Here is a 23598-nt window from a genome sequence, read left to right on the forward strand (position 1 = left end):
CTGACCGCACCGTCAGGTCAATTGTCCCGACGACTCTGACAACCTCGGCCGTAACCCGGGTCTTCCCGAACGGTCCTTACTATTCTCCGCGCCCGGCGAGATCGCGCAGCCGGCGGGTCTGTGCCTCCCGCTCGGCCCGCTGCTGCTCGGCGGCGGACCGACCGGCCGCGCCGGCGAGCAGGGCCTTGATCTCCACCACGGCGTTGCGGTCGTTGGCGAGCAGCCCGGCGGTCAGGTCACGCACCGCGGCGTCCAGCTCGGCGTTGGGCACCACCAGGGTGGCCAGGCCGATCCGGTCCGCCTCGGCGGCGTCCATCCGCCGACCGGTCGCGCAGATCTCCAGCGCGCGGCTGTAGCCGACCAGGTCGACCAGGCGTCCCGTGCCGGCGAGGTCCGGGACCAGGCCGAGCGTCACCTCGGCCATGGAGAGCTTCGCGTCCTCGGCGAGCACGCGCAGGTCGCAGGCGAGCGCCAACTGGAAGCCGGCGCCGATCGCGTGCCCCTGCACGGCGGCGACGGAGACGACGTCGGGGCGGTGCAGCCAGGTGAAGCCGCCCTGGTATTCCGCGATCCGGTCGGCACACTCCTGCTCAGGCAGGGTGGCCAGCTCGGCGAACGACCCCGGACCGGAGGCACCGGCCACGGACAGGTCGAGGCCGGCGGAGAACGCCCGCCCCTCGCCGCGCACGACCACGACGCGTACGTCGCCGGGAAGGTCGCGGGAGAATTCGCTCATCGCGCGCCACATCGCCGGAGTCTGGGCGTTGAGCACGTCGGGCCGGCACAACGTGACCGTCGCGACCGGCCCGTCGCATTCCAGCCGGACCCCGGTCGTCTCGGCGGTCACCGAGCGACCCGGGGAGCGGCGCTGATGGACGACGCTGGTGGGCGGGTCACGCCTTCTTGCGGCGTCGGGCGCCGCCACGCTGCCGCAGCTGAACCCCGGACTCGGTGAGCACCCGGTGGATGAACCCGTAGGAACGGCCGGTCGAGGCCGCGAGCGCGCGGATGCTCTCACCCGAGGTGTACCGCTTTACCAGGTCCTTGGCGAGCGTCTGACGCTCGGCTCCGACGATCCGGCGACCCTTCTCAGTGCTGGTGGCTGTGCCAGTGGCTGCCATGCTGTGTCCTCACGTCCCAGACTGTGCGGTTCGGATACGGTCCCACCTATTAGACCGCCTCGAACGATCATGCGCCAGATATCAACTCTTCGCCAACCGACACGCTATGCAATGTCAGCTTCCCGATAGAGTGATGCTCCCGACCTCCGGGACGCCCGCCCCGACCACGCGCGGCAGACTCGGCGGGCGCGACGGGCTCAGCCGGCTCGACGGGCGGCCCGCCCGTACCCTGCTGGCGTGATCGACCTGTTGGGCACCGCCGCCGGTGCCGCCGTGGTGTTCGCCGCCACCGACGTCGACGACATCGTCGTCCTGACGCTGCTCTTCGTCGCCGCCCGCACCACCGGCCGCCCCCGGCCCTGGCAGATCGTCGCCGGGCAGTACCTGGGCATCGGCGCCCTCGCCCTGGCCAGCGCCGTGGTCGCGGCCGGGCTCCTGGTGGTGCCCGATCCCTGGACGGGGCTGCTCGGCCTGCTGCCGGTCGCTCTCGGCGTCCGCGCGCTGCTCGACCGCGACGCCGACGAGACACCTGCGGTGGTGGGCTCCACCATCGGCGTGGCCGGAGTGACCATCGCCAACGGCGCCGACAACATCGCCGTCTACGTACCGGTGTTCCGGGCGCTCGGCCCGGCGGACAGCGCGGTCTTCCTACTGGTCTTCGTGGTGCTCATCGCGCTGTGGTGTGCGGCCGGCGCCTGGCTCGGCAACCACCCCCGGGTGACGCGGCTGGTCGGGCGCGCGGGCCACTGGCTCGTTCCGGCGATCTTCATCGCCATCGGCGTGGTCATCCTGGCCACCTCGGGCGTCCTGCCCCACCTACGCGACCTCCTGCGCTGACCGCACGACCCACCCGCACCCACCGCAACCCGCCCCACCGGGTCGCCCCGGCCCGGGGGGCGGGTCAGAGCGGATGGTCAGGCCAGTTCCACCAGTTCCAGGAGGTCGTCGCTCCAGGCGTCCTCGTCGCCGTCGGGCAGCAGGATGGCGCGGTCGGGCTTGAGCGCCATGACCGCGCCGGGGTCGTGGGTGACCAGCACGATCGCGCCCGGGTAGCGGGCGATGGCGTCCAGCACCTGCTCCCGGCTGACCGGGTCGAGGTTGTTCGTCGGCTCGTCGAGCAGCAGCACGTTGGCGCCGGAGCAGACCAGGGTCGCCAGCGCGAGCCGGGTCTTCTCACCGCCGGAGAGCACCCCGGCCGGCTTGTCCACGTCCTCACCGGAGAAGAGGAACGCGCCGAGGATCTTGCGCAGGTCGGTGTCGGTCTGCTCGATGGCGGCGCTGCGCATGTGCTCCAGCACCGTACGGTCCACGTCGAGCGTCTCGTGTTCCTGCGCGTAGTAGCCGAGCCGCAGGCCGTGCCCGGCGTGCACCCCGCCGGTGTCGGGCTCCAGCAGCCCGCCGAGCATCCGCAGCAGGGTGGTCTTGCCGGCACCGTTGAGCCCGAGGATGGCCACCCGGGAGCCCCGGTCGACCGCCACGTTGACGTCGGTGAAGATCTCCAGTGAGCCGTACGACTTCGACAGGCCGGTCGCGGTGAGCGGGGTCTTGCCGCACGGGGCCGGGCTCGGGAAGCGCACCTTCGCCACCTTGTCGGCGACGCGTACCTCCTCCAGGCCCGAGATCAGCTTTTCGGCCCGGCGGGCCATGTTCTGCGCGGCGACGGTCTTGGTGGCCTTGGCCCGCATCTTGTCGGCCTGCGCCATCAGCGCGCCGGCCTTCTTCTCGGCGTTGGCGCGCTCCCGGCGGCGGCGCCGCTCGTCGGTCTCGCGGGCCTCCAGGTACGCCTTCCAGCCCAGGTTGTAGACGTCGACGACCGAGCGGGTGGCGTCGAGGAACCACACCTTGTTGACCACCGACTCGAGCAGCGAGCCGTCGTGGGAGATCACGATCAGGCCGCCCTTGTGGTTGGCGAGGAAGCTGCGCAGCCAGGTGATCGAGTCGGCGTCGAGGTGGTTGGTCGGCTCGTCGAGCAGCAGGATGCCGCCGCCGTTCTCGCCGGCGTCGCGGAACAGGATCCGGGCCAGCTCGATGCGGCGGCGCTGACCGCCGGAGAGCGTGCCGATGGTCTGGGCGAGGGCACGGTCCGGCAGGCCGAGGTTGGCGCAGATCCGGGCGGCCTCGGCCTCGGCCGCGTAGCCGCCGAGGGAGGCGAACTGGTCCTCCAGCGCGCCGTAGCGGCGGACCAGCTTGTCGTCGGCGTCGTCGGCGAGCTTGGCCTCGACCTCCTTCATCTGGGCCATCAGCACGTCCAGGCCGCGGGCGGACAGGACGCGGTCGCGGCCGGTGACCTCCAGGTCGCCGGTGCGCGGGTCCTGCGGGAGGTAGCCGATGGCGCTGCGCCGGTCGATCTGCCCGGCGTACGGCTGGCCCTCGCCGGCGAGCACCTTCAGCGTGGTGGTCTTGCCGGCGCCGTTGCGGCCGACCAGGCCGATCCGGTCACCCGGCTGCACGCGCAGCGTGGTGTCGGACAGCAGGATCCGGGCGCCGGCGCGCAGCTCCAGGCCGGTGGCAGTGATCATGTCGGAGGACTCGCTCTCGGGGTCTGGAAGGGCTGACTCAGGGCACGCGAAAGCGCCGGCGAGCACGAGGCCCGTCGGCGCGGGGCGGTTCAGCCTTCGCAGAGCAGCACGGGGGCAAGTGTACCGGGCGCCGCCCGGCCACCCCTCCGGATTACCGATCAAGATCATCGGGTACCGGAACGCCGTCCGGACCCGGTCCGGTACCGCAACCACCAAAACGGATCAAATCGGGTGATCGGGGTTGACATGGAGCTGAACGAGAACGCGCGGATCGACACCAGCCAGGTGGACGACCGGCGAGGATCCGGCGGAGGCGGCGGGCTGGGAGGCATCCCCATCCCGATCGGCGGCGGCCGGGGCGGCATCGTCGGCCTGGTCATCGCCGTGCTCGTCGCGCTCGTCGGCGGCGGCTTCGGCCTGAACGCGGCCACGAACGGCGGCGACGAGCCGCAGGGCGACAACGCGTCGCTGGAACAGAAGTGCTCGGCCGAGGACGCGCTCCAGCAGCTCGACTGCCGCAACACGCTCTACGTCAACTCCATCCAGGCGTACTGGCAGAAGGCCCTGCCCGAGGCGTTCGGCGAGCAGTACCGCCCGTCGCGCACGGTGTTCTTCAGCCAGGGCGTCAGCACCGCCTGCGGGCAGGCCGACTCCGGCGTCGGCCCGTTCTACTGCCCCGCCGACGACCAGGTCTACATCGACCTGACCTTCTACCGGGTGCTCGCCCAGCAGCTCGGCGCCGCCGGCGAGTTCGCCCAGCCGTACGTGCTCGCCCACGAGTACGGCCACCACGTGCAGGACCTCCTCGGCACCGAGGCCCAGATGCGCCGCCAGCAGCAGCGCGACCCGGACAGCGCGAACGCGCTCTCGGTGAAGCTGGAGTTGCAGGCCGACTGCTACGCGGGCGCCTGGGCCAAGAACGCCACCGGCACCGCCGACGCGAGCGGCCAGAAGATCTTCACCAGCATCAGCGAGCAGGACATCCAGCAGGCCATCGACGCCGCCGAGAAGATCGGCGACGACGCCATCTCGGAGCGGGCCAACCGGCCGGTCAACCCCGACGAGTTCACCCACGGCTCCTCCGCCCAGCGCAAGGAGTGGTTCACCCGGGGCTACTCCACCGGCGACCCGAAGTCCTGCGACACGTTCCGCGGCAGCCTCTGAACACGCAGAACCCCGTCCTGACGGACGACGCCACGGGCCCGGTCGGTGACCGGGCCCGTGGCGTACGCGTACGGGGCGGCGGCGGTCAGACCCGCTGCCAGAGCGCCGGCACGTTCGGCGGCTCCCAGCCCGGTTGGGCGGTGTGTCCCTGCAGGCAGCGGTAGGACACGCCCGCGTAGGTCACCGTCGCGCCGGCGGCGTACCCGGTGCCGGCCTGCCAGGTCGTGCCGCCGGGCGGGTTGCCCGTCGAGGTGGGCGTGGGGGTCGGCGCGGGGCCGCCGGCGGTGACGAGGGTCAGCCCGTACGCGGCCAGGATCGCGTTGACCGGCTGGAAGTACATGGTTGCGCCGGAGGTGCAGTTGCCGGAGCCGCCCGAGGTGACCCCCTGCGCCTGGTCGCCGGAGATCCACGAGCCGCCGGAGTCGCCCGGCTCGGCGCAGGCGTTGCTGCGGGTCAGCCCGGTGACGGTGCCCTCCGGGTAGGTCACCGAGGCGTTCTTCTGCTGGATGGTGCCGCAGCGCCAGCCGGTGGTGGAGCCGGACCGGCAGACCGCCGCCCCCACGGCGGCCTCGACGCTGCCCGCCACCTGGACCGTCCCGCCGCGGTAGTCGTTCACCAGCCCGCGCGGGGTGTTCCCGGCGTCCACCTGCACCCAGGCGTAGTCGCGGCCCGGGAAGGTGGAGCCGCGCACGGTGCCACCCGGCTGCGAGGTGCGGGCGCCGGTCCGGCCGCAGTGCCCGGCGGTGACGAAGCCCCCGTCGACGGAGAACCCGATCGAGCACCGGCTGCTGCCGGTGTAGTAGGCGTTGCCACCGATCACGTCGGCGTACGGCCTCGGGTTCTCGGTGCTGGCCTGGACCCGCACCGCGCCGGCCGGCACCCCCGCGGCGGCGGCGAAGGCCCGGGCCGCGGCCGAGCCGCCGTCGCGGGCCAGCAGCACGACGGAGTTGCCGGGAAGGTCGGCGTACCAGCCGACGACGGCCTGCGGCGCGGCGGCGGCCCTGCGGTTCAGCCGGTCGACCGCGCCGTCGAGGGCGTCCTCGCCGTACGTGACGGGGACGGGGACCGCGCCGAGGGCGCGGACCCGTGCGGCGTCGGCGGCGCGGGTGACGCCGACCGCCACGGCGGCTCCCCCGTCGGCGACCCAGGTGCCGCCGTAGCCGGCGCCGAGGGTGGCCCCCAGCACCTGCTGCACCCGGCTGGCGTGCTCGTCGACCTCGAGGCGGGCGTGGGCCTGGGCCGGGGTCAGCCGAAGGTCCCGTTGCAGGGCGGCGAACATCTCGGGCGCGACGCCGTCGGGGCCGGCGGCCGGCGCGGCGGAGGTGGGGGCGGTGTCGGCGCCGGCCTGGGTGGCCAGGGCCACGGTCAGCACCAGAGCGGCAGCACTCAGGGTAGTTGCCACCACGGTGGCTGGTCGTCGGAGCATGGGGGTCTCCTCGCGGTCAGAACGATGTGGAGGGTCAGATCGAGCCCGCCTGATCAGGCACGCGAGTGCCAAACGGCGGGATCGCGCCGATGCGCTACAGACACAACAACAAATGTTGTTAACTGTGTTGCCCTCACCGTAGGTTAGACATCCGACGCCGTCAATACAGGCAGCGATCGATCGTCACCCCGTCCCTCCATTGCGAACGGAGCCGCCCGTGTCCCCGCCGCGCCCGTACGACCGCCGGACCCGGACCGTCCCCGCACGACCCGCCGTGGCCCCCGGGCCGGCCACCCGCTCCCCCGCGCCGGCGCCCGCGCCCGGCCCGTCGCCGGCGCTGCCCCGGCACGACCTGGCGGTACCCGCCCCGGACGAGCTGCCCTTCGCCGTCGGCTCCTTCGAGGAGATCGGCCCGCTCTCCCGCGCCGACTTCCCGCACCGGCACGCCTTCTACGAGCTGGTGTACGTGACCCACGGGCGGGCCACCCACGTCATCGACCTCGACGCCCACCCCGTCCGACCGCCGCACCTGTTCGTCGTCACGCCCGGCCAGGTGCACCACTGGCAGGACCAGCGCGACCTGCGCGGGCACGTACTGCTCTGCGCCGCCGAGTTCCTGCTGACCTTCCCGGCCGACCGCGACGCGCTGCGCCGCTCGGGGCACCGCTCCTGGCGCCCGCGCGACGACGCGCAGGCGAGGCGGATCGCCACCCTGATGCGGTGGACGACGGCCGAGTACCGCCGGGGTGGGCCGGGCCGGACGAGCACCCTGCGCGCCTACCTGCACCTCCTGCTCACCGAGGTGCGCCGGTCCCGGCCCACGGGCCCGCCGCCCGGCCCGCCGCCCGAGCCGGGCACCCGCAACCAGCGCGCCGCCGCGATCGCCCGCCGCTTCGAGGAGCTGCTCGGCGAACCGGATCTCGTCGGCGAGCCTCCCCGCGCGTACGCCCGCCGCATCGGCGTGTCGGTGCGCCACCTCAACGACGCGGTCCCGCTGGCCACCGGCACCACCCCCGCCCGGCTGATCCGCCGGGCCCGGGTCCTGGAGGCGAAGCGCCTGCTGACCCGCACCGACCTCACCGTGGCCGCGATCGCCGACCGGCTCGGCTTCGCCGACCCCGCCTACTTCTGCCGCTTCTTCCGCCGGGAGGCCGGCGACTCCCCCGGCGCGTTCCGCCGGCACGGCGGAAAACACCACGATCCCGCCGGCTGACACATCGACGCACCCCGACGTCCGTCAATAGCGTCGGGTCGCCGGCCCGGCCGGCCCGGGTGTGCCAGGGACCTCCCGGGCCGGCCGGGCCCCGATACCCGCCCCCCACCAGGAGGAACGCTCATGAACGGTGCAGCCAGCGGCGCACGGGAGCCAGACGGTGCCCGCCCCCACAGCGGCGTGACACGCAAGAGCGTGCTGCGGGCGGCGGCGCTCGCCCTGCCCGCCCCGTTCCTCGTCGCCGGCGCCGCGCGGGCGGTGGGCGCGAGGACGGCCGACCCCGTGTCGGCGCCGCCCCTCACCCCGTACTGCGACGACGGCGACGACCCGACGCCGCCGCAGATGGAGGGTCCCTACTTCAAGCCGAACTCACCACGCCGCTCCTCGCTCGTCGAGGCCGGTACGGTCGGCACCCGACTCACCGTCACCGGGCACGTCTTCGGGCTGGACTGCCGGCCGCTGCCCGACGTGCTGCTGGACTTCTGGCAGGCCGACGCCAACGGCGGCTACGACAACGTCGGCTACCGGCTACGTGGCCACCAGTTCACCGACGCGTCGGGCGCGTACCGGCTCAGCACGATCGTGCCGGGCCTCTATCCCGGACGGACACGGCACATCCACGTCAAGGCGCAGGCGCCGAACCAGCCGGTGCTCACCACCCAGCTGTACTTCCCCGGCGAACCCCGCAACAGCACGGACACGCTCTTCGACCCCGCGCTGCTGATGACGGTGCGCACGGTGAACGGCGTCCGGGAGGCGAGTTTCGACTTCGTCCTCAGCGTGACCCCGGGTCCCACCCCCACCCCGACCGGCACCGCCCCCGGTGGCACCTGGGCGGCCGGTACCGCGTACCCGGTCGGGGCCCGGGTCACCTACGGCGGTGTCGGTTACCGCTGTCGGCAGGCGCACACCGCCCAGCCCGGCTGGGAACCGCCGAACGCGCCCGCGCTCTGGGCCCGGGACTGACGCCACGGGCACGCACCGGTCGCCCGCCCCGCCGAGGTATGGCCGACGGGTGACCGGTCCACGGGCGGGCCGGCCCGACGGCCCGGCCGAGGGCCCCCGGCGGCGTACCCGTCGCCGGGGGCTCAGGCCGTGGCGCGCGGCACTTCGACCCGCTCGCCGAGCTGCTCCACCTGGTGCAGCCCCTCGCGGAGCAGATCGAGCGCGTCGTCGGGGCGGTCCCACCCCCGCATCAGGTCGGCCAGCAGCAGGACCACCGCTGCCAGCTCCCGGCGCCGCCCGGCAGCCCGGTAGCCGGCGAGCGCCGCCCGCAGGTGCCGCTCGGCACCGGCCCGGTCGCCGTCGTCGTCGCGCAGCAGGCCACGCACCCGCTCGGCGCGGGCCGCCACCACCGGATCGCCGCCGAGGTCGACGGCGTCGCGCAACAGTGCGTCGGCCCGCCCCGGCTGGCCCAGCGCGTGGTACACCTCCGCCAGCTCCACCCCCACCTCGCGGGCCAGCGCCGGCTGCCCGGCGTCCATCAGCACCGCGTGGGCCCCCGCCAGGTCGGCCAGCGCGCCGGCCAGGTCGCCGGCTCCCCGGCGCCCCTGCCCCCGGGCCCGGTGACAGCACGCCAGCAGCCACCGCAGGGCGACCTGCCGGGCCGCCTGGCGAGCCTGCTCGGCGGCGACGGCGGCCTCCGTCGTCCGCCCCGACGCGAGCAGCGAGGCCGCGACGCTCAGGTGCAGGCCGGCGACCCGGGCCGGCGCGGGGAGCACCGCCAGGGCCAGGGCCTGCGTGGCGGCCCCCGCCGCCGCTTCCTCGTCGCCGAGGGCGACGTGGCAGCGCACCAGCTCGGCGTGCAGGATCAGCAGGACCGACGGATCCGGGTACCCGTCGCGCAGCAGCGCGTCGCGGGCCTCGGTGAGCAGGTAGCGGGCGTAGCGCGGGTCACCGTCGTGGTACGCCAGCCCGGCGCGGCCGGCCGCCGCCTCGGCGCGTACGTGCGGCGCCGCCCCCGCCAGGAGGGCCTCCGCCCGGTCGAGCTGGGCCGACGCGGTACCGGGTTCGTCGCGGCGCAGCGCCACGCCCGCGAGGCCGAGCCGGGCCCGGGCTTCCAGCACCGGCTCCGCCAGGTCGGCGGCGGCCCCGGCCACCTCGCGGCAGATGGCGGCCGTCTCGTCGACGGAGCCGGCCAGGTCGGCCTCGGCCAGGCGCAGCCCCAGGCGCACCACCTCGGCCGGCGAGCGGCCGGTGGTCAGGTCCGAGGGCGTGACACCGAGCCGCTCGGCGAAGTGGGCGACGGCGTCGCCCGAGGGCACCCGGCGACCGCTCTCCACGGCGGAGACGTACGCCGCGGTGTAGCGGGGCTCGGCCAGGGCGCGCTGCGTGAGCCCCCGTTGCGCGCGCAGCCGCTGCACCCGCGCGCCCAGCCCGCTCGTCGCCGTGTCCGCCCCGTCCGGCTCCGGCCGGCTCACGACAGCCGCTCCGCCGCACGCAGGCCGCGGCGCAGCACCGCCGCCGCCTCGTCCCGCTCCGCCCGGGCCAGCAACAGCTCCGCCAGGTGGCGGCAGGTGATCACCACGTCGCCCATCAGGCCGGCCCGCTCGTACCGGTCGACCGCCCGCAGCAGCAGCCGCCGCGCCCGCTCGCCGTCGCCCTGGGCGGCCCGCACCAGCCCGCGTACCCGGTCGGCCTCGGCCATGATCTCGCGGTGGTCGCTGGCGGTCGCCGCCCCGGCCGCCTCCTCGGCCAGCTCGGCCGCCTCGTCCAGCGCGCCCTCGCGCCGGCGGGCCTCGGCCAGCTCCAGCGTCGCCCCGGCGTGGTCGAGCACCGCGCCGACGTCGCCCAGCGTCTCCCGGGCGCGCCGCAGCGGCGTCCCCGCCTCCCCCGGCCGCCCGGCCCGCAGCAGCACGTAGCCCCGGGCCCAGTGGCACAGGCCGATCTCCCGGGTGAGCCCCAGCTCGGTGTAGCGACGGACGGCCTCCCGCAGGTGCCGGTCCGCCTCGTCCAGCTCGCCGTCGCGCCGCAACTGCCCGGCGACGGCGTGGAACTGCGCCACCCACTCCCGGTTGGTCGCCCGGGTGAGCAGGGGCGTCACCTCCCGCTCCAACCGCCGGGCCCGCTCCCGCCAGCTCAGCTCGAGGAACGTGTACATCAACGCGTTGGTCAGCCGCAGCTCGGCGTCGGCGTCCACCGGCGGCGCCGCCCGAAGGGCCCGCAGGCCGCCCTCCAGGATCGCCACCGCCCGCGGCGCGTCCCCGGCGACCAGCAGGCAGTACGCCTGCCGGGCCAGCACCGCCGCGCGCAGCGCCGGGCAGTCGTCGGGCAGGTCCCCGGCCAGCTCGTCGTACCGGGCGGCCGCGTCCTCGGTGCGCCCACGGTGCAGTTGGGCCTCCGCCAGGTGGTATCCGGCCCAACCGGCCAGCTCGGACAGTCGGTAGCGCTCCGCGCGGCGGCGTATCCCGGTCAACGCCCGCTCGGCGGCGTCCAACCGACCGGCGGAGAGGTCCCGGCGGGCCGCCGCCTGCTCGGCGGCGAGCTGGGCGGCGGCGTTCGCCGGCCGGCCGTGGCGCAGGTCGTCCACCGCCAGCCCGAGGCGGTCGGCGAAGTGGGCCAGCGCCTCGGGGCTCGGCATCCGGGCACCCGACTCCACGGCGCCCAGGTAGGCGCGGGTGTAACGGGAGTCGACGACCTGCTGCTGGGTCAGGCCCCGGGCCAGGCGCAGCCGTCGGATCCGGTCACCCAGGCTCTCCCCGACCGCGTCGTCGTGGGAGTCGACGACCCCGACCACGGCGACGTCGGCCGCCGCCGTCTCCGCCATCCTGGCTCCCTCCCCGACCGTCGCGCCCAGCCTAGTGCGCCGGGTCAGGACGGGGCGGGATCGCGCACCAGGATCCGGACCGCCCGGGCCGCCGCGACCGCGCCGACGAGCACGGCGTGGCGGGGCTCGGGCACGTCCAGCAGCCGCTCCGCGCGCAGCGCCGCCAGCGGGGCGAGCCGCCGGTCGGCCAGCACGGTGTCCACCGCCCGCCGGTCGCCGCCGCAGACCACCGCACGCAGGGACGACGCCTCCGGCAGCAGCAGCCGTACGGCCAGCTCGGCGGCGTCGCCCAGCGCCGCCTTCGCCTGGTTGTCGCGCCGCCGGGCGAAGCGCTGCTGCGACCAGCCCCCGGCGGCGGTGCGCCCCTGCACATAGCGGGTGTCCACCTTGGAGACGACCAGCTTCTCCCCCGCCGCCACGCCGAGGGCCACCGCGCCCTTCCGGGCGAGCAGCAGGCCGATCCGGCGGGGCGCGGCCGCGGCGGCCACGAAGCCGGGCAGGTCGGAGGCGGCGGGCGCGCCGGGCGGGGTGTGCAGCTCGGCGGTCGCGCCGTCCGCGGCGGCGAGCAGCAGCCCGTACGCCTCGACGGTGGCGGTGGGCGGGCCGTGCCGGTCGGCGAAGCCCTCCACCCAGCGGGCCACCCGGGCCGGGTCCACCTCGACCCACCGGCCGCCTCCGGCTGCGGGTCGGCTGCTCATACGCCGAACCTACGCCACGGGTGGGTGGACGCGCGGCGGCGGGCCGCCGCCCAGCCGGGCAGCGGCGGCCGGCCCGGGCTCAGCCGGGCAGCGGCGGCCGGCCCGGGCTCAACCGCGCAGCAGCATCGCCACGGCCAGGGCGACGATGATCGCGCTGGAGAGCAGTGCGGTCACCAGCCGGCCGCGCGGGCCGGTCAGCACCCGGCCGACCAGGCTGCCTCCGCCGGCGATCACCAGCTGCCAGCTCGCCGAGGCGACGAACGCGCCGAGCACGAAGAGGCCGGCGGCGAGCGGATCCGGCTCGGCGCGGTCCGCGCGGCCCAGCACGAGCGCGGCGAAGTAGACCACGGTCGCGGGGTTCAGCAGGGTCAGCGCGAGCACGCCGGCGAAGGCACGGGCCGGGGTGTCCAGGGCCCCGCGACCGGCGGCGGCCCGGGTCGCGGGGCGGGGACGCAGCGCACGCCAGGCGCCGTGGCCGGCGATGACGAGCAGCACCAGCGCGGCGGCCAGCCGCAGCGGCCCGGCGACCGGGGCGACGAGCCCGGCGACGGCGGCCCCGCCGAGGGCCGCCACGGCGGCGTAGAGCCCGTCGGCGGTGGCCACCCCGAACGCGGCGGCGGCGCCGACCCGGAACGAGGTGCGGGCGCTGAGCCCGAGGATGAGCACCGCGATCGCGCCGACCGGGATGGCGACGCCGTAGCCGGCGACCAGGCCGGCCAGGAACGCGCCGGTCACGACGGTCGGCTGCGGACCGGGACGCGACCGGACGACGTCCACTGTCGGCGCGCGGCGGTGGCCGCGGCGACGGGGACGGTCTTCGTCGGGTACGTCTCGATCACCCGCTCATCCTCGGTCCCGCCCGGCCACCCCGCCAGCGAATTCCGCAGTACGGGTCGAGCGCGCCGCCCCGTGGGGGCGACGCGCTCGACGGGGACCGGCGCCGGGCCGGTCAGACGTTGAAGCCGAGGGAGCGGAGCTGGTCGCGCCCCTCGTCGGTGATCTTGTCGGGCCCCCACGGCGGCAGCCACACCCAGTTGATCCGGATGTCGTCGACCAGACCGCCACCCGGGCCGGTGGTCAACGCCTGCCGGGTCTGGTCCTCGATCACGTCGGTCAGCGGGCACGCCGCCGAGGTCAGCGTCATGTCCAGGGTGGCGACGTTGTCGTCGCCGACGTGCACGCCGTACAACAGGCCGAGGTCGACCACGTTGATGCCCAGCTCGGGGTCGACGACGTCCTTCATCGCCTCCTCGATGTCGGCGACGGCGGCCCTGCCCCCGGCGGCCGACGCGCCGTTCGTCGCCGGTGCGGCGGCGTCCGCGGCCGGGGCGGTGGCGCCCCCGGTCACCGGGGTCGCCGCGGTGGCGGTGTCCTCGCTGCTCATGCCTCAACCTCCGTCGGGCTCACGCCCACACCGGCGCGTGCCGCGGCGTCCTTGAACGCCATCCACGGCAACAGCGCGCACTTGACCCGGGCGGGGTAGCGGGCGACGCCCGCGAACGCGACCCCGTCACCGAGCACGTCCTCGTCCGGCGTGACCTGGCCACGGCCGGACATCAACTCGACGAACGCCTCGTGCACCCGGAACGCGTCGCCCGCGCCCCGGCCCACCAGCAGTTCGTGCAGCACGCTCGCCGACGCCTGGCTGATCGAGCAGCCCATGCCGTCGTACGAGACGTCGTGCAGCACGTCGCCGTCGGTGGCCACCCGTACGGTGACCTCGTCACCGCAGGTCGGGTTGACATGGTGCGCCTCGGCGACCCGGGCGCCCGAGGCGTCCGGGTCGCGCAGGCCGCGACCGTGCGGGTGCTTGTAGTGGTCCAGGATGATCTCCTGGTAAAGAGATTCAAGCTGCATCAGGCTGAACTCCCGTCGATCCGCGGGCTCCTGCGTCGCCGCTTCACTCGAACACCTTCCGCACCTGCTCCAGGCCCGCCACCAGGGCGTCGATCTCCGCGGTGGTGGTGTAGAGGTAGAACGAGGCCCGCGTCATCGCCGGCACGCCGAACCGGGTGCACACCGGCTTGGCGCAGTGGTGGCCGACGCGCACCTGCACGCCGAGCGAGTCGAGCACCTGCCCGACGTCGTGCGGGTGGATGTCGCCGAGGGCGAACGAGATCGTGCCGCCCCGGCCCACCGGCACGGTCGGCCCGAAGATCCGCAGGCCGGGCACCGTGGCGAGGGCGTCCAGCGCGTACGCCGTCAGCTCCTTCTCGTGCCACTGGATGGCCTGCATCCCGATGCCGGTGAGGTAGTCGACGGCCGCGCCGAGCGCGACCGCCTCGGCGATCGGCGGGGTGCCCGCCTCGAACCGGGCCGGCGGCGCGGCGAACGTCGAGCGGGCCATGGTGACCGTCTCGATCATCGATCCGCCGCCCAGCACCGGTGGCATCGCCGCCAGCAGCTCGCCCCGACCCCAGAGCACCCCGATGCCGGTCGGGCCGCACATCTTGTGCCCCGTGAAGACGATGAAGTCGGCGTCGTAGTCGACCACGTCCATCGGCATGTGCGGCACCGACTGGGAGCAGTCGAGCAGCAGCAGCGCCCCCACCTCGCGGACCCGCTCGGTGATCCGCGAGGTGGCGTTGACCGTGCCGAGGATGTTGGACATGTGCACCAGCGAGACGATCTTCGTCCGCTCGGTGACCAGGTCCTGAAGCCCCGACTCGTCCAGGCGCCCCTGGTCGGTGACCGGGAACCAGCGCAGGGTCGCGCCGGTACGCTCACAGAGCAGCTGCCACGGCACGATGTTCGAGTGGTGCTCCATCTCGGAGATCACCACCTCGTCGCCGGGGCCGAGCCGGAAGCGCGGGTCGGCGTCGGGCCGCAGCGAGGCGTTGGAGAAGGCGTACGCCACGATGTTGATCGCCTCGGTGGAGTTCTTCGTGAACACCACCTCGTCCACGCTCGGCGCGTTGATGAACGCGGCGATCTTCGCCCGCGCGCCCTCGTACGCCTCGGTGGCCTCGGTGCCCAGGGTGTGCACCGAGCGGGACACGTTGGCGTTGTGCATCGCGTAGTGCTCGCCGAGCACGTCGAGCACCTGCCGCGGCTTGTGCGAGGTGTTGGCGCTGTCGAGGTAGACCAGCCGGTGCCCGTTGACCTCCCGGTCGAGGATCGGGAAGTCGGCGCGCACCGCCGCCACGTCGTAACGCGGCACGTCGTCGTACTGCGGCATCCCCGACGGGATCGCGATGGAAGTCATGTCGACCGGCCCACCCATTCTTCCGAGAGGACTCAGGCCCGCGCCGCGCCGGCCCCGGCGGCGTACCGCTCGTAGCCCTCTTCCTCGAGCTTGTCGGCCAGCTCCGGGCCGCCCTGCTCGACGATCCGGCCGGCGACGAAGACGTGCACGAAGTCCGGCTTGATGTAGCGCAGGATCCGCGTGTAGTGGGTGATCAGCAGCATGCCGGTGTCGCCGTTGTCGCGGACCCGGTTCACGCCCTCGCTGACCACGCGCAGCGCGTCCACGTCGAGGCCGGAGTCGGTCTCGTCGAGGATCGCGATCTTCGGCTTGAGCAGCTCCAGCTGCACGATCTCGTGCCGCTTCTTCTCACCGCCGGAGAAGCCCTCGTTGACGTTGCGCTGGGCGAACGCCGGGTCCATCTGGAGGCGCTCCATGGCCCCGCGCAGCTCGCCACCCCAGGTGCGCAGCTTGGGCGCCTGGCCGTCGATGGCGGTCTTGGCGGTACGCAGGAAGTTCGCCACCGAGACGCCGGGGACCTCGACCGGGTACTGCATGGCCAGGAAGAGGCCGGCGCGGGCCCGCTCGTCCACGGACAGGGCCAGCACGTCCTCGCCGTCGAGGGTCACCGAGCCGCCGGTGATCTCGTACTTCGGGTGGCCGGCGATCGAGTAGGCCAGGGTGGACTTGCCGGAGCCGTTCGGGCCCATGATCGCGTGGGTCTCGCCCGAGCGGACGGTCAGGTCGACACCGGCCAGGATCGGCTTGAGCTCACCCTCGGGCAGCTTGACCGACACCTTCAGGTCGCGGATCTCCAGGGTGCTCATTATCGGGTCACTCCATTGCTCGGCGTGAGACTGACGTAGATGTCGCCGTCTCGGACTTCGACGGGATAGACGGGAACGGGTTCGGTGGCGGGCAGCCCGGTCGGCTCGCCGGTCCTCAGGTCGAAACGGGATCCGTGCAGCCAGCATTCCAGCGTGCAGCCGGAGACCTCCCCCTCGGAGAGGGCGACCGAGGCGTGCGAGCACTCGTCGTAGGCGGCGTAGAAGATGCCGTCCTCGCCGTGCACCAGCGCGATCGGGGTGCCGTCGACGTCCGCGCTGATCACGGTGCCCTTCGGCACGTCCTCGGTGGAGCAGAGGCGGATCATCAGGCGCCGACCTTGGTCAGCCGGGCCTCGATGGCGTCGCCCAGCCGCTCGCGCAGCTCCTCGACCGGGATCTTGTTGATCAGCTCCGCGAAGAAGCCGCGGACCACCAGGCGCCGCGCCTCGGCCTCCGGGATGCCCCGGGCCATTAGGTAGAACAGCTGCTCGTCGTCGAAGCGCCCGGTCGCGCTCGCGTGCCCGGCGCCGGCGATCTCGCCGGTCTCGATCTCCAGATTGGGTACGGAGTCCGCCCGCGCGCCGTCGGTCAGCAGCAGGTTCCGGTTGATCTCGTACGTGTCGGTGCCGGTCGCCTCGGCGCGGATCAGCACGTCGCCCACCCAGACGGTGCGCGCGCTCTCACCCTGCAGGGCGCCCCGGTAGCCGACGTAGCTGCGGCAGTCCGGCACGGTGTGGTCGACCAGCTGGCGGTGCTCCAGGTGCTGGCCCGAGTCGGCGAAGTAGAGGCCGTACAGCTCGGCCTCGCCGCCCCGCTCGGTGTACTCCACCGAGGTGTACTGCCGCACCAGGTCGCCGCCGAGGGAGACCTGGACGTGCACCACCTTGGCGTCGCGGCCCAGTCGGACCCTCAGGTGCTGGGCCTGCACGGCGTCGCCGGCCCAGTCGGCGACGGTGACCAGGGTCAGCTTCGCCCCGTCGGCCACCGCCACCTCGACGTTGTCGGCCAGCGTGGCCGAGCCGACGTGCTCCAGCACCAGGGTCACCTCGGCGAAGCGGCCCACCTCGACGAAGGTGTGCCCGAAGGCGATGCCCTCGGCGCCCTCGCCGACCACCCGCAGGCTCACCGGCTCGGCCACCACGGCGTCGCGGGCGACCTGCACCAGCAGCGCCTGCCCGGCCCCGCCGTAGGCCAGCGCGCTGACCCGGTCGACCGGGGTGAGCACGCTGCCCACCCGCGGGTCGTCGGAGCCGATCCGCTCGACGGTGACGCCCTCGGGCAGGTCGCCGTACTCGTGACGGACCGTGCCGGTGGCGGTCTGCGCCTCGCCGGTGAGCCCGCGCAGCCGCTTGAGCGGGGTGAAGCGCCACTCCTCCTCCAGGCCCGTGAGGGCCGGGAAGTCGGCGACGTCGTACGAGCGGAGCGCCTGCGACTTGGTGCTGGGCGGCGCGGAAGCCTGGGTAGTCATCTCTTCCTTGGTCTGTTCTACGACGACGGTGTCATTAACTGGAGGGTCGGTCGGTGTTCGCGCGGCCCGGCCAGAGGGGTCGGCGTCCGGCGGCCCCGCAACGGGTCGGCGTTCGCGCGGCCCGCCGGCGGGCCGGCGTCAGCCGACCGCGCCCTCCATCTGGAGCTCGATCAGGCGGTTGAGTTCCAGGGCGTACTCCATCGGGAGTTCCTTGGCGATCGGCTCGATGAAGCCGCGCACGATCATCGCCATCGCCTCGTCCTCGCTCAGACCACGGCTCATCAGGTAGAAGAGCTGGTCGTCGCTGATCTTGGAGACGGTCGCCTCGTGCCCCATCGACACGTCGTCCTCGCGGATGTCGACGTACGGGTAGGTGTCCGAGCGGGAGATGGTGTCGACCAGCAGCGCGTCGCACTTGACCGTGCTCCGGCTGCTGTGCGAGCCCTCCAGCACCTGGACCAGGCCCCGGTACGACGTGCGGCCGCCGCCCCGGGCGATCGACTTGGAGATGATGGTGGAGGAGGTGTGCGGCGCGGCGTGCACCATCTTGGCGCCCGCGTCCTGGTGCTGCCCCTCGCCCGCCATGGCCACCGAGAGCACCTCGCCCTTGGCGTGCTCGCCGGTCATGTAGACCGCCGGGTACTTCATGGTGACCTTGGAGCCGATGTTGCCGTCGACCCACTCCATGGTCGCGCCCTCGTGGCACACGGCCCGCTTGGTGACCAGGTTGTAGACGTTGTTCGACCAGTTCTGGATGGTCGTGTAGCGGCACCGGGCGTTCTTCTTGACGATGATCTCCACGACGGCGCTGTGCAGCGAGTCGGAGGAGTACAGCGGCGCGGTGCAGCCCTCGACGTAGTGCACGTACGCGCCCTCGTCGACGATGATCAGCGTGCGCTCGAACTGGCCCATGTTCTCCGTGTTGATCCGGAAGTAGGCCTGCAACGGGATCTCCACGTGCACGCCCTTCGGCACGTAGATGAACGAGCCGCCGGACCACACGGACGTGTTCAGCGCGGCGAACTTGTTGTCGCCGACCGGGATCACCGTGCCGAAGTACTCCTTGAAGACGTCCTCGTGCTCGCGCAGCGCGGTGTCGGTGTCCAGGAAGATGACACCCTGCTCCTCGAGGTCCTCACGGATCTTGTGGTAGACGACCTCGGACTCGTACTGCGCCGCGACGCCCGCGACCAGGCGCTGCTTCTCCGCCTCGGGGATGCCCAGCCGGTCGTAGGTGTTCTTGATGTCCTCCGGCAGGTCCTCCCAGCTGGTGGCCTGCTTCTCGGTGGACCGCACGAAGTACTTGATGTTGTCGAAGTCGATCCCCGTGAGGTCGGCGCCCCAGGCGGGCATCGGCTTGCGGCCGAACAGCCGCAGGCCCTTCAGTCGCAGGTCGAGCATCCAGGCCGGCTCGTTCTTCTTGGCCGAGATGTCCCGCACCACCGCCTCGTCGAGGCCGCGCTGGGCGACCGCCCCGGCGACGTCGGGGTCGGCCCAGCCGTACTCGTAGCGACCCAGGGCGGCGAGCTGCTCTTCCTGCGTCAGGGGCTGGACGATCTGCTCGGTCATCTATCTGTCCTCACAGTGGTGACGGTCTTACCGGAACGGGCACGCCCCGGCTGGGTGGGGATGTGCGTGGTGCACACCCCGTCGCCGTGGGCGATGGTGGCCAGGCGCTGCACGTGGGTGCCGACCAGGCGGGAGATGACCGCGGTCTCGGCCTCGCACAGCTGGGGGAACTCGGCGGCCACGTGCGCCACCGGGCAGTGGTGCTGACAGAGCTGGCCGCCGGAGGCGATCGTGGACGCGTTCGCAGCGTAGCCCTCGGCGGTCAGCGCTCCGGCGAGTGCCTCGGCCCGCGCGAGCGGGTCGTCGCCGGCGTCCTCCATGGCGGCCCGGCAGCGGGCCTCCAGCGCGGCGACCTGGTCGGCCGCGAACGCCTCGACCGCCTCGGCGCCGCCGTTGCGGGAGATCCAGCGCAGCGCGGCGGTGGCCATGTTGTCGTAGTGGTGGGTGCCGCAGCGGACCCGGGCCGCGTCGGTCAGCAGGAAGACCTTCGCCGGCCGGCCGCGGCCGCGGTGACCCCGGACGGTCTGCTCGCGGGCGAGCACGTCGCCGTCGGCGAGCATCGCGTCGAGGTGCCGGCGGATCGCGGCCGGGCTGAGCCCGAGCGCCGAGCCGAGCTGCGCGGCGGTGGTCGCGCCGCGCTCCAGCAGCAGCTGGGTGACCCGGTCGCGGGTGGAGAGGTCCGCGACGGACGCGGACCGGCCGGCGGCCGGGGTGGTGGCCGTCGGCCGGTCCCCGGAGAGCCCCGCCACGTATTTCACAACGCCAACGTTACGTAATTCGGCCGAGGCCCGCAAACCGGGTCCCGGTGATCCGAACCACCGCACGGGCGGAGTCACCCGATCGTGCTCCACTACGGTGCGTAGGATTTGCGCCGTGAAGCGATCCGTCCGGTTCCCGGTCTCCACCGCCCTGCTGCGCCGTCTCGCGCTCGCCTCGATCATCGCGAACGTGGGCATCGTCGTCACCGGCGGGGCCGTCCGGCTCACCGCGTCGGGCCTCGGCTGCCCGACCTGGCCCCGGTGCACCGACGACTCGTACGTCACGACCTCCGAGATGGGCGTGCACGGGGTGATCGAGTTCGGCAACCGCCTGCTCACCTTCGCGGTCGGCATCATCGCGCTGGCGGTGCTGGTGGCCGTGCTGCTGCACCGCCCCCGTCGGCGGGAGCTGATCCCGCTCGCGGTCGCGGTGCTCTTCGGCATCCCGGCCCAGGCGGTCGTCGGCGGCATCACCGTGCTCACCAACCTCAACCCGTGGGTGGTCGGCCTACACTTCCTCGCCTCGATGCTGGTGATCGCGGCCGCGTACGCCCTGTGGCGGCGGATCAAGGACCCGGCGGGCCCGCCGGTGGCCGTCGTGCCGGCCCCGCTGCGGACCCTCACCGCGCTCACCACCGTGGTCAGCGCGGCGGTGCTGGTGATCGGCACCTGGGTGACGGGCAGCGGCCCGCACGCGGGCGACCAGGGCGCCGCCCGCAACGGGCTCGACCCCGAGACGATCTCCCAGGTGCACGCCGACAGCGTCTTCCTGCTCATCGGCCTGTCCGTGGCGCTGGTCTTCGCCTTCCGCGCGGTCGGCGCGCAGCGGGCCGCGCGGGCCGCGCTGGTGCTCGTCGCCGTCGAGCTGGGTCAGGGCCTGATCGGCTTCGTGCAGTACTTCACCAACCTGCCGGCGCTGCTGGTGGGCGCGCACATGCTGGGCTCCTGCCTGGTCCTGCTGGCCACCCTGTCGGTGCAGTGGTCCACCCGCGAGCGCCGCCCGGTCGCGCCGTCGCCGGCCCCGGACGCCGTCGACCGGGCCGTCCCGGTCGCCGCCTGAGCGCTCCCCGGCCCGTCCGGCCGCGCACCTGGCGGGCCGGTCAGCCGGCGGCGCGACCCAGGTGGAGCAGGATCGCGTCGGCCAGCCGGTCGGCGGCCCCGTCGGCGTGGCCGAGGAACAGCGACGGCTCGGTCAGCTCCAGTTCCACCAGGACCGGCGCGCCGTCCGGGCCCGGGATGAGGTCCACCCGGGCGTAGAGCAGGCGCCCCGACCCGCCGGGCACCGCCGCGAGGGCCCGGTCGGCCACCGCCAACTGCGCGGCGGTCGCGGTGCGGGCGGTGATCTCCTCGGGCCGGTGCAGCCCGTCGACCCCGAGGTCCGGGCCGGTCAGCATCGGCCCCTTGCGGATCGCGTGGCTGAACGTCGGGCCGTCCGGGCCGGCCAGGAAGAGCAGGGCCGTCTCGCCGGCCGTGTCGACGGCGTCGAGGTACGGCTGCACCATGGCCAGCCGCCCGGCGTCCGACAGCCGCCGCACGTGCGCCACGGCCAGTTCCCGGTGGTACGGATCGGCCAGGTCGTAGCGGCCGGTGTCCTGGCTGCCCGCGCTGACGGCCGGCTTGACGACGTACTCGCCGTGGGCGGCGGGCGGCTGCCAGTCCTCCCCCGGCGCGACCCAGGACGTCGGCACGGTCGGCACCCCCGCCGCGGACAGCTCGGCCAGGTACCGCTTGTCGGTGTTCCAGCGCACGACGTCCGCCGGGTTGGCCAGGGCGGGAACCCGCGACGCCCAGGCGACGAACTCGTCGCGCCGCAGCGCGTAGTCCCACGGCGAGCGGAGCACCGCCAGGTCGTACGCGGGCCAGTCGGCGCCCGGGTCGGCCCAGTCCAGCACGTCGGCGGTCACCCCGCGGCGGACCAGCGGGTCGAGCAGCAGCCGGTCGTCGGGGTCGAGGTCCGGCAGATCGGCACAGGTTATGAGAGCGACCCGGGGTTTCCCCCGGGTCGACTGGTGGTGGTCGGTCAATTTATGTCAACGGGCCATCGTGCGCCGGGCCATCGACCGCCAGAGGTCGTTGCTCGGACGCATCTGGTCCATCAGTTCACGCTCCCAGGCGTTCTCGACGGTGACTCCCGCCGTCGCGCAGGCCTGCCGCGCCACGACGGTGTCGTCGGCGAACTGGTCGCCCCACACCCCGTCCTCACCCACGAGGACGATGCGCGCGCCACGCTTGCCGACGTACTCGATGACCGCCTTCGCCCCGCCGTGACCGGCGGCGAACGACTTGATGCCCGCGACCAGGCCCTGCGGGGCGTGCCCGGGGGTCTGCTCGGCCGTCAGCGTCGTATCGGAACCATCTGCCATGACGCGAAGCGTAAGCAGACTTCCACCCGGGCGGGCGAGAACCATGAACCTTTTGTGATGCCAATTACCCGCAGGTTTAAGGAGAACCACAGGCGATATGCCCTGATCATCCCTACTTATCATGCCAAAACGTCGTCCCGAACCGGCCCGGCCCGGGGCATCCGAAGCGGTTCAGGACCGATGCGAACGGTGTCACCGATGTGACGGGAAACCCGGACAAGGCATACACAACAATGACTTTCCGGTACGGCAGCGGCGGCCGGACCCGACCCACGATCCGCAAGCGGACCCGGCGCGGCGCGGCGCGGCCCCGTCAGGGGGCCGGCGCGGCCCGGTCGAGGCGGCGCGCAGCGGTCGGGGCGGCGCGCAGCGGTCGGGGCGGCGCGCAGCGGTCCGGTCAGATAAGGGCGTCGAGCGCGACGGCGGCGAAGAGGATGGTCAGGTAGGTGGTCGACCAGTGGAACAGCCGCATCGGCTTGACGGCCTGCCCCCGCGCGACCCGGCGGGCCAGCTTGTGCGCCTCCACCACGAAGATCGCGCCCACCACCACGGCGGGAACGCCGTAGATCAGGCTCATCCCCAGCGGCCACACGGCCAGCGAGGACGCCACGGTCAGCCAGGCGAAGCCGATGATCTCGGCGTTCACCCGCCGGGTGGAGGCCACCACCGGCAGCATCGGGATGCCGGCCCGGGCGTAGTCGTCCTTGTACTTCATCGCCAGCGGGTAGAAGTGCGGCATCTGCCAGAAGAAGACCACCGCGAACAGCGCCCACGCGGCCGGGGCGAGCGTCCCGGTCACCGCCGCCCAGCCGATCAGCACCGGCGCCGCCCCGCAGGCCCCGCCCCAGAACGTGTTCGCCGTCGTGGTGCGCTTGAGCCAGAGGGTGTAGACGACGTCGTAGTAGACGATCGCGGCCAGCGTGAGCCCGGCGGCCAGCAGGTTGGTGAACGCCGCCATCATCGCGACCGACACCGCCGCCAGCACCAGCCCGAAGATCAGCGCGTTGCGCGGCGTCACGGTGTGCGCCGGCAGCGGGCGACGCTTGGTGCGCCGCATCAGCTGGTCGATGTCGCGGTCGATGTAGCAGTTGATGACGCTGGCCGCGCCGGCCGCGAGCGAGCCGCCGACCAGCACCACGGCCACCAGCCAGAGCGACGGCATCCCGCCGTCCGCGAGCATCATCGCCGGAACCGTGGTGACGAGGAGCAGCTCCACGATCCGCGGCTTGGTCAGCGTCACGTAGGCCGAGACCACCGCGCGGACGTCCCGGCGGGCCACCGCCGACGTCTCCACCGTGGTCCGCACCGGCGGCTGCCCGGCAGAGTTGCTGACGGGGCGCTCGGTGATCATGCTCACGGATTGCCACCTTCCGGCGTCGGCAGGGGAGGTCGGATCGGCCGGACCCGGGTGGGGCCACACACCGCACCACAGACTACGCGTCGTCGTTTTGGCTGCCCGGGCGACCCGACAACGGTGCGGGCCGTCACACCGTCGGGCCGGTACCGGTCAGCGGTGCCGACC

At 73.7% G+C, this 23598-nt stretch carries 24 protein-coding genes; 5 read left to right on the top strand and 19 right to left on the bottom strand.

Annotated features, from left to right (window positions below; translation table 11 throughout):
* Window positions 1-79: 79 nt before the first annotated feature.
* On the bottom strand, window positions 80-847 hold the full coding sequence (locus ACTMS2_RS07060) for an enoyl-CoA hydratase/isomerase family protein (RefSeq protein ID WP_088999386.1): 768 nt from the start codon (window positions 845-847) through the stop codon (window positions 80-82).
* Between the two features lie 46 nt (window positions 848-893).
* Window positions 894-1121: a helix-turn-helix domain-containing protein gene (locus ACTMS2_RS07065; RefSeq protein WP_007462679.1), complete on the bottom strand. Its 228-nt coding sequence runs from the start codon at window positions 1119-1121 to the stop codon at window positions 894-896.
* A gap of 237 nt (window positions 1122-1358) precedes the next feature.
* Between ACTMS2_RS07065 and ACTMS2_RS07070 the strand changes: the two genes are divergently transcribed.
* The gene (locus ACTMS2_RS07070) at window positions 1359-1958 is read left to right on the top strand and encodes a cadmium resistance transporter (RefSeq protein ID WP_357659236.1); all 600 of its coding nucleotides are present in this window, start codon (window positions 1359-1361) and stop codon (window positions 1956-1958) included.
* A gap of 77 nt (window positions 1959-2035) precedes the next feature.
* Here ACTMS2_RS07070 and ACTMS2_RS07075 read toward each other — a convergent pair whose 3' ends face one another.
* Window positions 2036-3640, bottom strand: coding sequence for an ABC-F family ATP-binding cassette domain-containing protein (locus ACTMS2_RS07075; RefSeq protein WP_441174697.1), 1605 nt, complete (start codon window positions 3638-3640; stop codon window positions 2036-2038).
* A gap of 246 nt (window positions 3641-3886) precedes the next feature.
* Between ACTMS2_RS07075 and ypfJ the strand changes: the two genes are divergently transcribed.
* A complete protein-coding gene (ypfJ, locus tag ACTMS2_RS07080) occupies window positions 3887-4804 on the top strand; it encodes a KPN_02809 family neutral zinc metallopeptidase (protein ID WP_441175129.1) in 918 nt (305 codons plus the stop codon).
* Between the two features lie 85 nt (window positions 4805-4889).
* Here the strand turns inward: ypfJ and ACTMS2_RS07085 are convergent, their stop codons facing one another.
* Window positions 4890-6230, bottom strand: a complete 1341-nt coding sequence (locus ACTMS2_RS07085) for a carbohydrate-binding protein (RefSeq protein WP_441174698.1) — start codon at window positions 6228-6230, stop codon at window positions 4890-4892.
* A gap of 217 nt (window positions 6231-6447) precedes the next feature.
* Between ACTMS2_RS07085 and ACTMS2_RS07090 the strand changes: the two genes are divergently transcribed.
* Both ACTMS2_RS07090 and ACTMS2_RS07095 read left to right on the top strand, forming a co-directional pair.
* Window positions 6448-7443, top strand: a complete 996-nt coding sequence (locus ACTMS2_RS07090; protein WP_441174700.1) for a helix-turn-helix domain-containing protein — start codon at window positions 6448-6450, stop codon at window positions 7441-7443.
* Between the two features lie 180 nt (window positions 7444-7623).
* The gene (locus tag ACTMS2_RS07095) at window positions 7624-8409 is read left to right on the top strand and encodes a dioxygenase family protein (RefSeq protein ID WP_441174702.1); all 786 of its coding nucleotides are present in this window, start codon (window positions 7624-7626) and stop codon (window positions 8407-8409) included.
* 122 nt (window positions 8410-8531) lie between these two features.
* Here ACTMS2_RS07095 and ACTMS2_RS07100 read toward each other — a convergent pair whose 3' ends face one another.
* From ACTMS2_RS07100 to ACTMS2_RS07155, 12 genes are all read right to left on the bottom strand, one after another.
* Entirely contained in the window at window positions 8532-9863 is a 1332-nt protein-coding gene (locus tag ACTMS2_RS07100; protein ID WP_441174703.1) for a helix-turn-helix domain-containing protein, read from the bottom strand.
* On the bottom strand, window positions 9860-11209 hold the full coding sequence (locus ACTMS2_RS07105) for a helix-turn-helix domain-containing protein (protein ID WP_441174704.1): 1350 nt from the start codon (window positions 11207-11209) through the stop codon (window positions 9860-9862). Before ACTMS2_RS07105 ends, ACTMS2_RS07100 begins: the two co-directional genes overlap by 4 nt.
* Before the next feature lie 44 nt (window positions 11210-11253).
* Window positions 11254-11907 carry an acVLRF1 family peptidyl-tRNA hydrolase gene (locus ACTMS2_RS07110; RefSeq protein ID WP_441174706.1) on the bottom strand — a complete coding sequence of 218 codons (654 nt, stop codon included), beginning with the start codon at window positions 11905-11907 and terminating at the stop codon, window positions 11254-11256.
* A 108-nt stretch (window positions 11908-12015) separates the two neighbouring features.
* Window positions 12016-12642 carry a LysE family transporter gene (locus tag ACTMS2_RS07115; RefSeq protein WP_441174707.1) on the bottom strand — a complete coding sequence of 209 codons (627 nt, stop codon included), beginning with the start codon at window positions 12640-12642 and terminating at the stop codon, window positions 12016-12018.
* Between the two features lie 214 nt (window positions 12643-12856).
* The gene (locus tag ACTMS2_RS07120) at window positions 12857-13291 is read right to left on the bottom strand and encodes a metal-sulfur cluster assembly factor (RefSeq protein WP_441174708.1); all 435 of its coding nucleotides are present in this window, start codon (window positions 13289-13291) and stop codon (window positions 12857-12859) included.
* Window positions 13288-13764: a Fe-S cluster assembly sulfur transfer protein SufU gene (sufU, locus tag ACTMS2_RS07125; protein ID WP_441174710.1), complete on the bottom strand. Its 477-nt coding sequence runs from the start codon at window positions 13762-13764 to the stop codon at window positions 13288-13290. The genes ACTMS2_RS07120 and sufU overlap by 4 nt, the downstream gene beginning before the upstream one ends.
* 43 nt (window positions 13765-13807) lie before the next feature.
* Window positions 13808-15112, bottom strand: a complete 1305-nt coding sequence (locus ACTMS2_RS07130; protein ID WP_441174712.1) for a cysteine desulfurase — start codon at window positions 15110-15112, stop codon at window positions 13808-13810.
* A 32-nt stretch (window positions 15113-15144) separates the two neighbouring features.
* Window positions 15145-15918, bottom strand: a complete 774-nt coding sequence (sufC, locus tag ACTMS2_RS07135) for a Fe-S cluster assembly ATPase SufC (RefSeq protein ID WP_088999375.1) — start codon at window positions 15916-15918, stop codon at window positions 15145-15147.
* On the bottom strand, window positions 15918-16244 hold the full coding sequence (locus ACTMS2_RS07140; RefSeq protein WP_441174714.1) for a non-heme iron oxygenase ferredoxin subunit: 327 nt from the start codon (window positions 16242-16244) through the stop codon (window positions 15918-15920). Before ACTMS2_RS07140 ends, sufC begins: the two co-directional genes overlap by 1 nt.
* Window positions 16244-17386 carry a Fe-S cluster assembly protein SufD gene (gene sufD, locus ACTMS2_RS07145; protein WP_441174715.1) on the bottom strand — a complete coding sequence of 381 codons (1143 nt, stop codon included), beginning with the start codon at window positions 17384-17386 and terminating at the stop codon, window positions 16244-16246. The genes ACTMS2_RS07140 and sufD overlap by 1 nt, the downstream gene beginning before the upstream one ends.
* A gap of 138 nt (window positions 17387-17524) precedes the next feature.
* Window positions 17525-18955 (bottom strand): Fe-S cluster assembly protein SufB, encoded by a 1431-nt coding sequence (gene sufB, locus ACTMS2_RS07150; RefSeq protein ID WP_441174716.1) that lies wholly within the window; start codon window positions 18953-18955, stop codon window positions 17525-17527.
* Entirely contained in the window at window positions 18952-19713 is a 762-nt protein-coding gene (locus tag ACTMS2_RS07155; protein WP_441174717.1) for a helix-turn-helix transcriptional regulator, read from the bottom strand. Before ACTMS2_RS07155 ends, sufB begins: the two co-directional genes overlap by 4 nt.
* A 97-nt stretch (window positions 19714-19810) precedes the next feature.
* Here ACTMS2_RS07155 and ACTMS2_RS07160 point away from each other — a divergent pair, with 97 nt between their 5' ends.
* Entirely contained in the window at window positions 19811-20773 is a 963-nt protein-coding gene (locus ACTMS2_RS07160; protein WP_441174719.1) for a COX15/CtaA family protein, read from the top strand.
* Between the two features lie 40 nt (window positions 20774-20813).
* Here the strand turns inward: ACTMS2_RS07160 and ACTMS2_RS07165 are convergent, their stop codons facing one another.
* From ACTMS2_RS07165 to ACTMS2_RS07175, 3 genes are all read right to left on the bottom strand, one after another.
* Window positions 20814-21737, bottom strand: a complete 924-nt coding sequence (locus ACTMS2_RS07165) for an ATP-grasp domain-containing protein (RefSeq protein WP_441174721.1) — start codon at window positions 21735-21737, stop codon at window positions 20814-20816.
* A 6-nt stretch (window positions 21738-21743) separates the two neighbouring features.
* Window positions 21744-22076, bottom strand: coding sequence for a hypothetical protein (locus tag ACTMS2_RS07170; RefSeq protein WP_088999368.1), 333 nt, complete (start codon window positions 22074-22076; stop codon window positions 21744-21746).
* A gap of 397 nt (window positions 22077-22473) precedes the next feature.
* Window positions 22474-23433, bottom strand: a complete 960-nt coding sequence (locus ACTMS2_RS07175; RefSeq protein WP_441174722.1) for a heme o synthase — start codon at window positions 23431-23433, stop codon at window positions 22474-22476.
* Between the last annotated feature and the right edge of the window lie 165 nt (window positions 23434-23598).

Origin of the sequence: Micromonospora sp. SD12, assembly GCF_052068495.1 — a bacterium.
GTDB lineage: Bacteria > Actinomycetota > Actinomycetes > Mycobacteriales > Micromonosporaceae > Micromonospora > Micromonospora echinofusca.

Excerpts from the sequence above, each read along its gene's own strand:
- ACTMS2_RS07140 (WP_441174714.1), bottom strand. The coding sequence starts at position 16,244 with ATGATCCGCCTCTGCTCCACCGAGGACGTGCCGAAGGGCACCGTGATC.
- ACTMS2_RS07075 (WP_441174697.1), bottom strand. The coding sequence starts at position 3,640 with ATGATCACTGCCACCGGCCTGGAGCTGCGCGCCGGCGCCCGGATCCTG.
- sufU (WP_441174710.1), bottom strand. The coding sequence starts at position 13,764 with ATGCAGCTTGAATCTCTTTACCAGGAGATCATCCTGGACCACTACAAG.
- ACTMS2_RS07065 (WP_007462679.1), bottom strand. The coding sequence starts at position 1,121 with ATGGCAGCCACTGGCACAGCCACCAGCACTGAGAAGGGTCGCCGGATC.
- ACTMS2_RS07110 (WP_441174706.1), bottom strand. The coding sequence starts at position 11,907 with ATGAGCAGCCGACCCGCAGCCGGAGGCGGCCGGTGGGTCGAGGTGGAC.
- ypfJ (WP_441175129.1), top strand. The coding sequence starts at position 3,887 with ATGGAGCTGAACGAGAACGCGCGGATCGACACCAGCCAGGTGGACGAC.
- ACTMS2_RS07130 (WP_441174712.1), bottom strand. The coding sequence starts at position 15,112 with ATGACTTCCATCGCGATCCCGTCGGGGATGCCGCAGTACGACGACGTG.
- sufC (WP_088999375.1), bottom strand. The coding sequence starts at position 15,918 with ATGAGCACCCTGGAGATCCGCGACCTGAAGGTGTCGGTCAAGCTGCCC.
- ACTMS2_RS07085 (WP_441174698.1), bottom strand. The coding sequence starts at position 6,230 with ATGCTCCGACGACCAGCCACCGTGGTGGCAACTACCCTGAGTGCTGCC.
- ACTMS2_RS07120 (WP_441174708.1), bottom strand. The coding sequence starts at position 13,291 with ATGAGCAGCGAGGACACCGCCACCGCGGCGACCCCGGTGACCGGGGGC.
- ACTMS2_RS07170 (WP_088999368.1), bottom strand. The coding sequence starts at position 22,076 with ATGGCAGATGGTTCCGATACGACGCTGACGGCCGAGCAGACCCCCGGG.
- sufD (WP_441174715.1), bottom strand. The coding sequence starts at position 17,386 with ATGACTACCCAGGCTTCCGCGCCGCCCAGCACCAAGTCGCAGGCGCTC.
- ACTMS2_RS07105 (WP_441174704.1), bottom strand. The coding sequence starts at position 11,209 with ATGGCGGAGACGGCGGCGGCCGACGTCGCCGTGGTCGGGGTCGTCGAC.
- sufB (WP_441174716.1), bottom strand. The coding sequence starts at position 18,955 with ATGACCGAGCAGATCGTCCAGCCCCTGACGCAGGAAGAGCAGCTCGCC.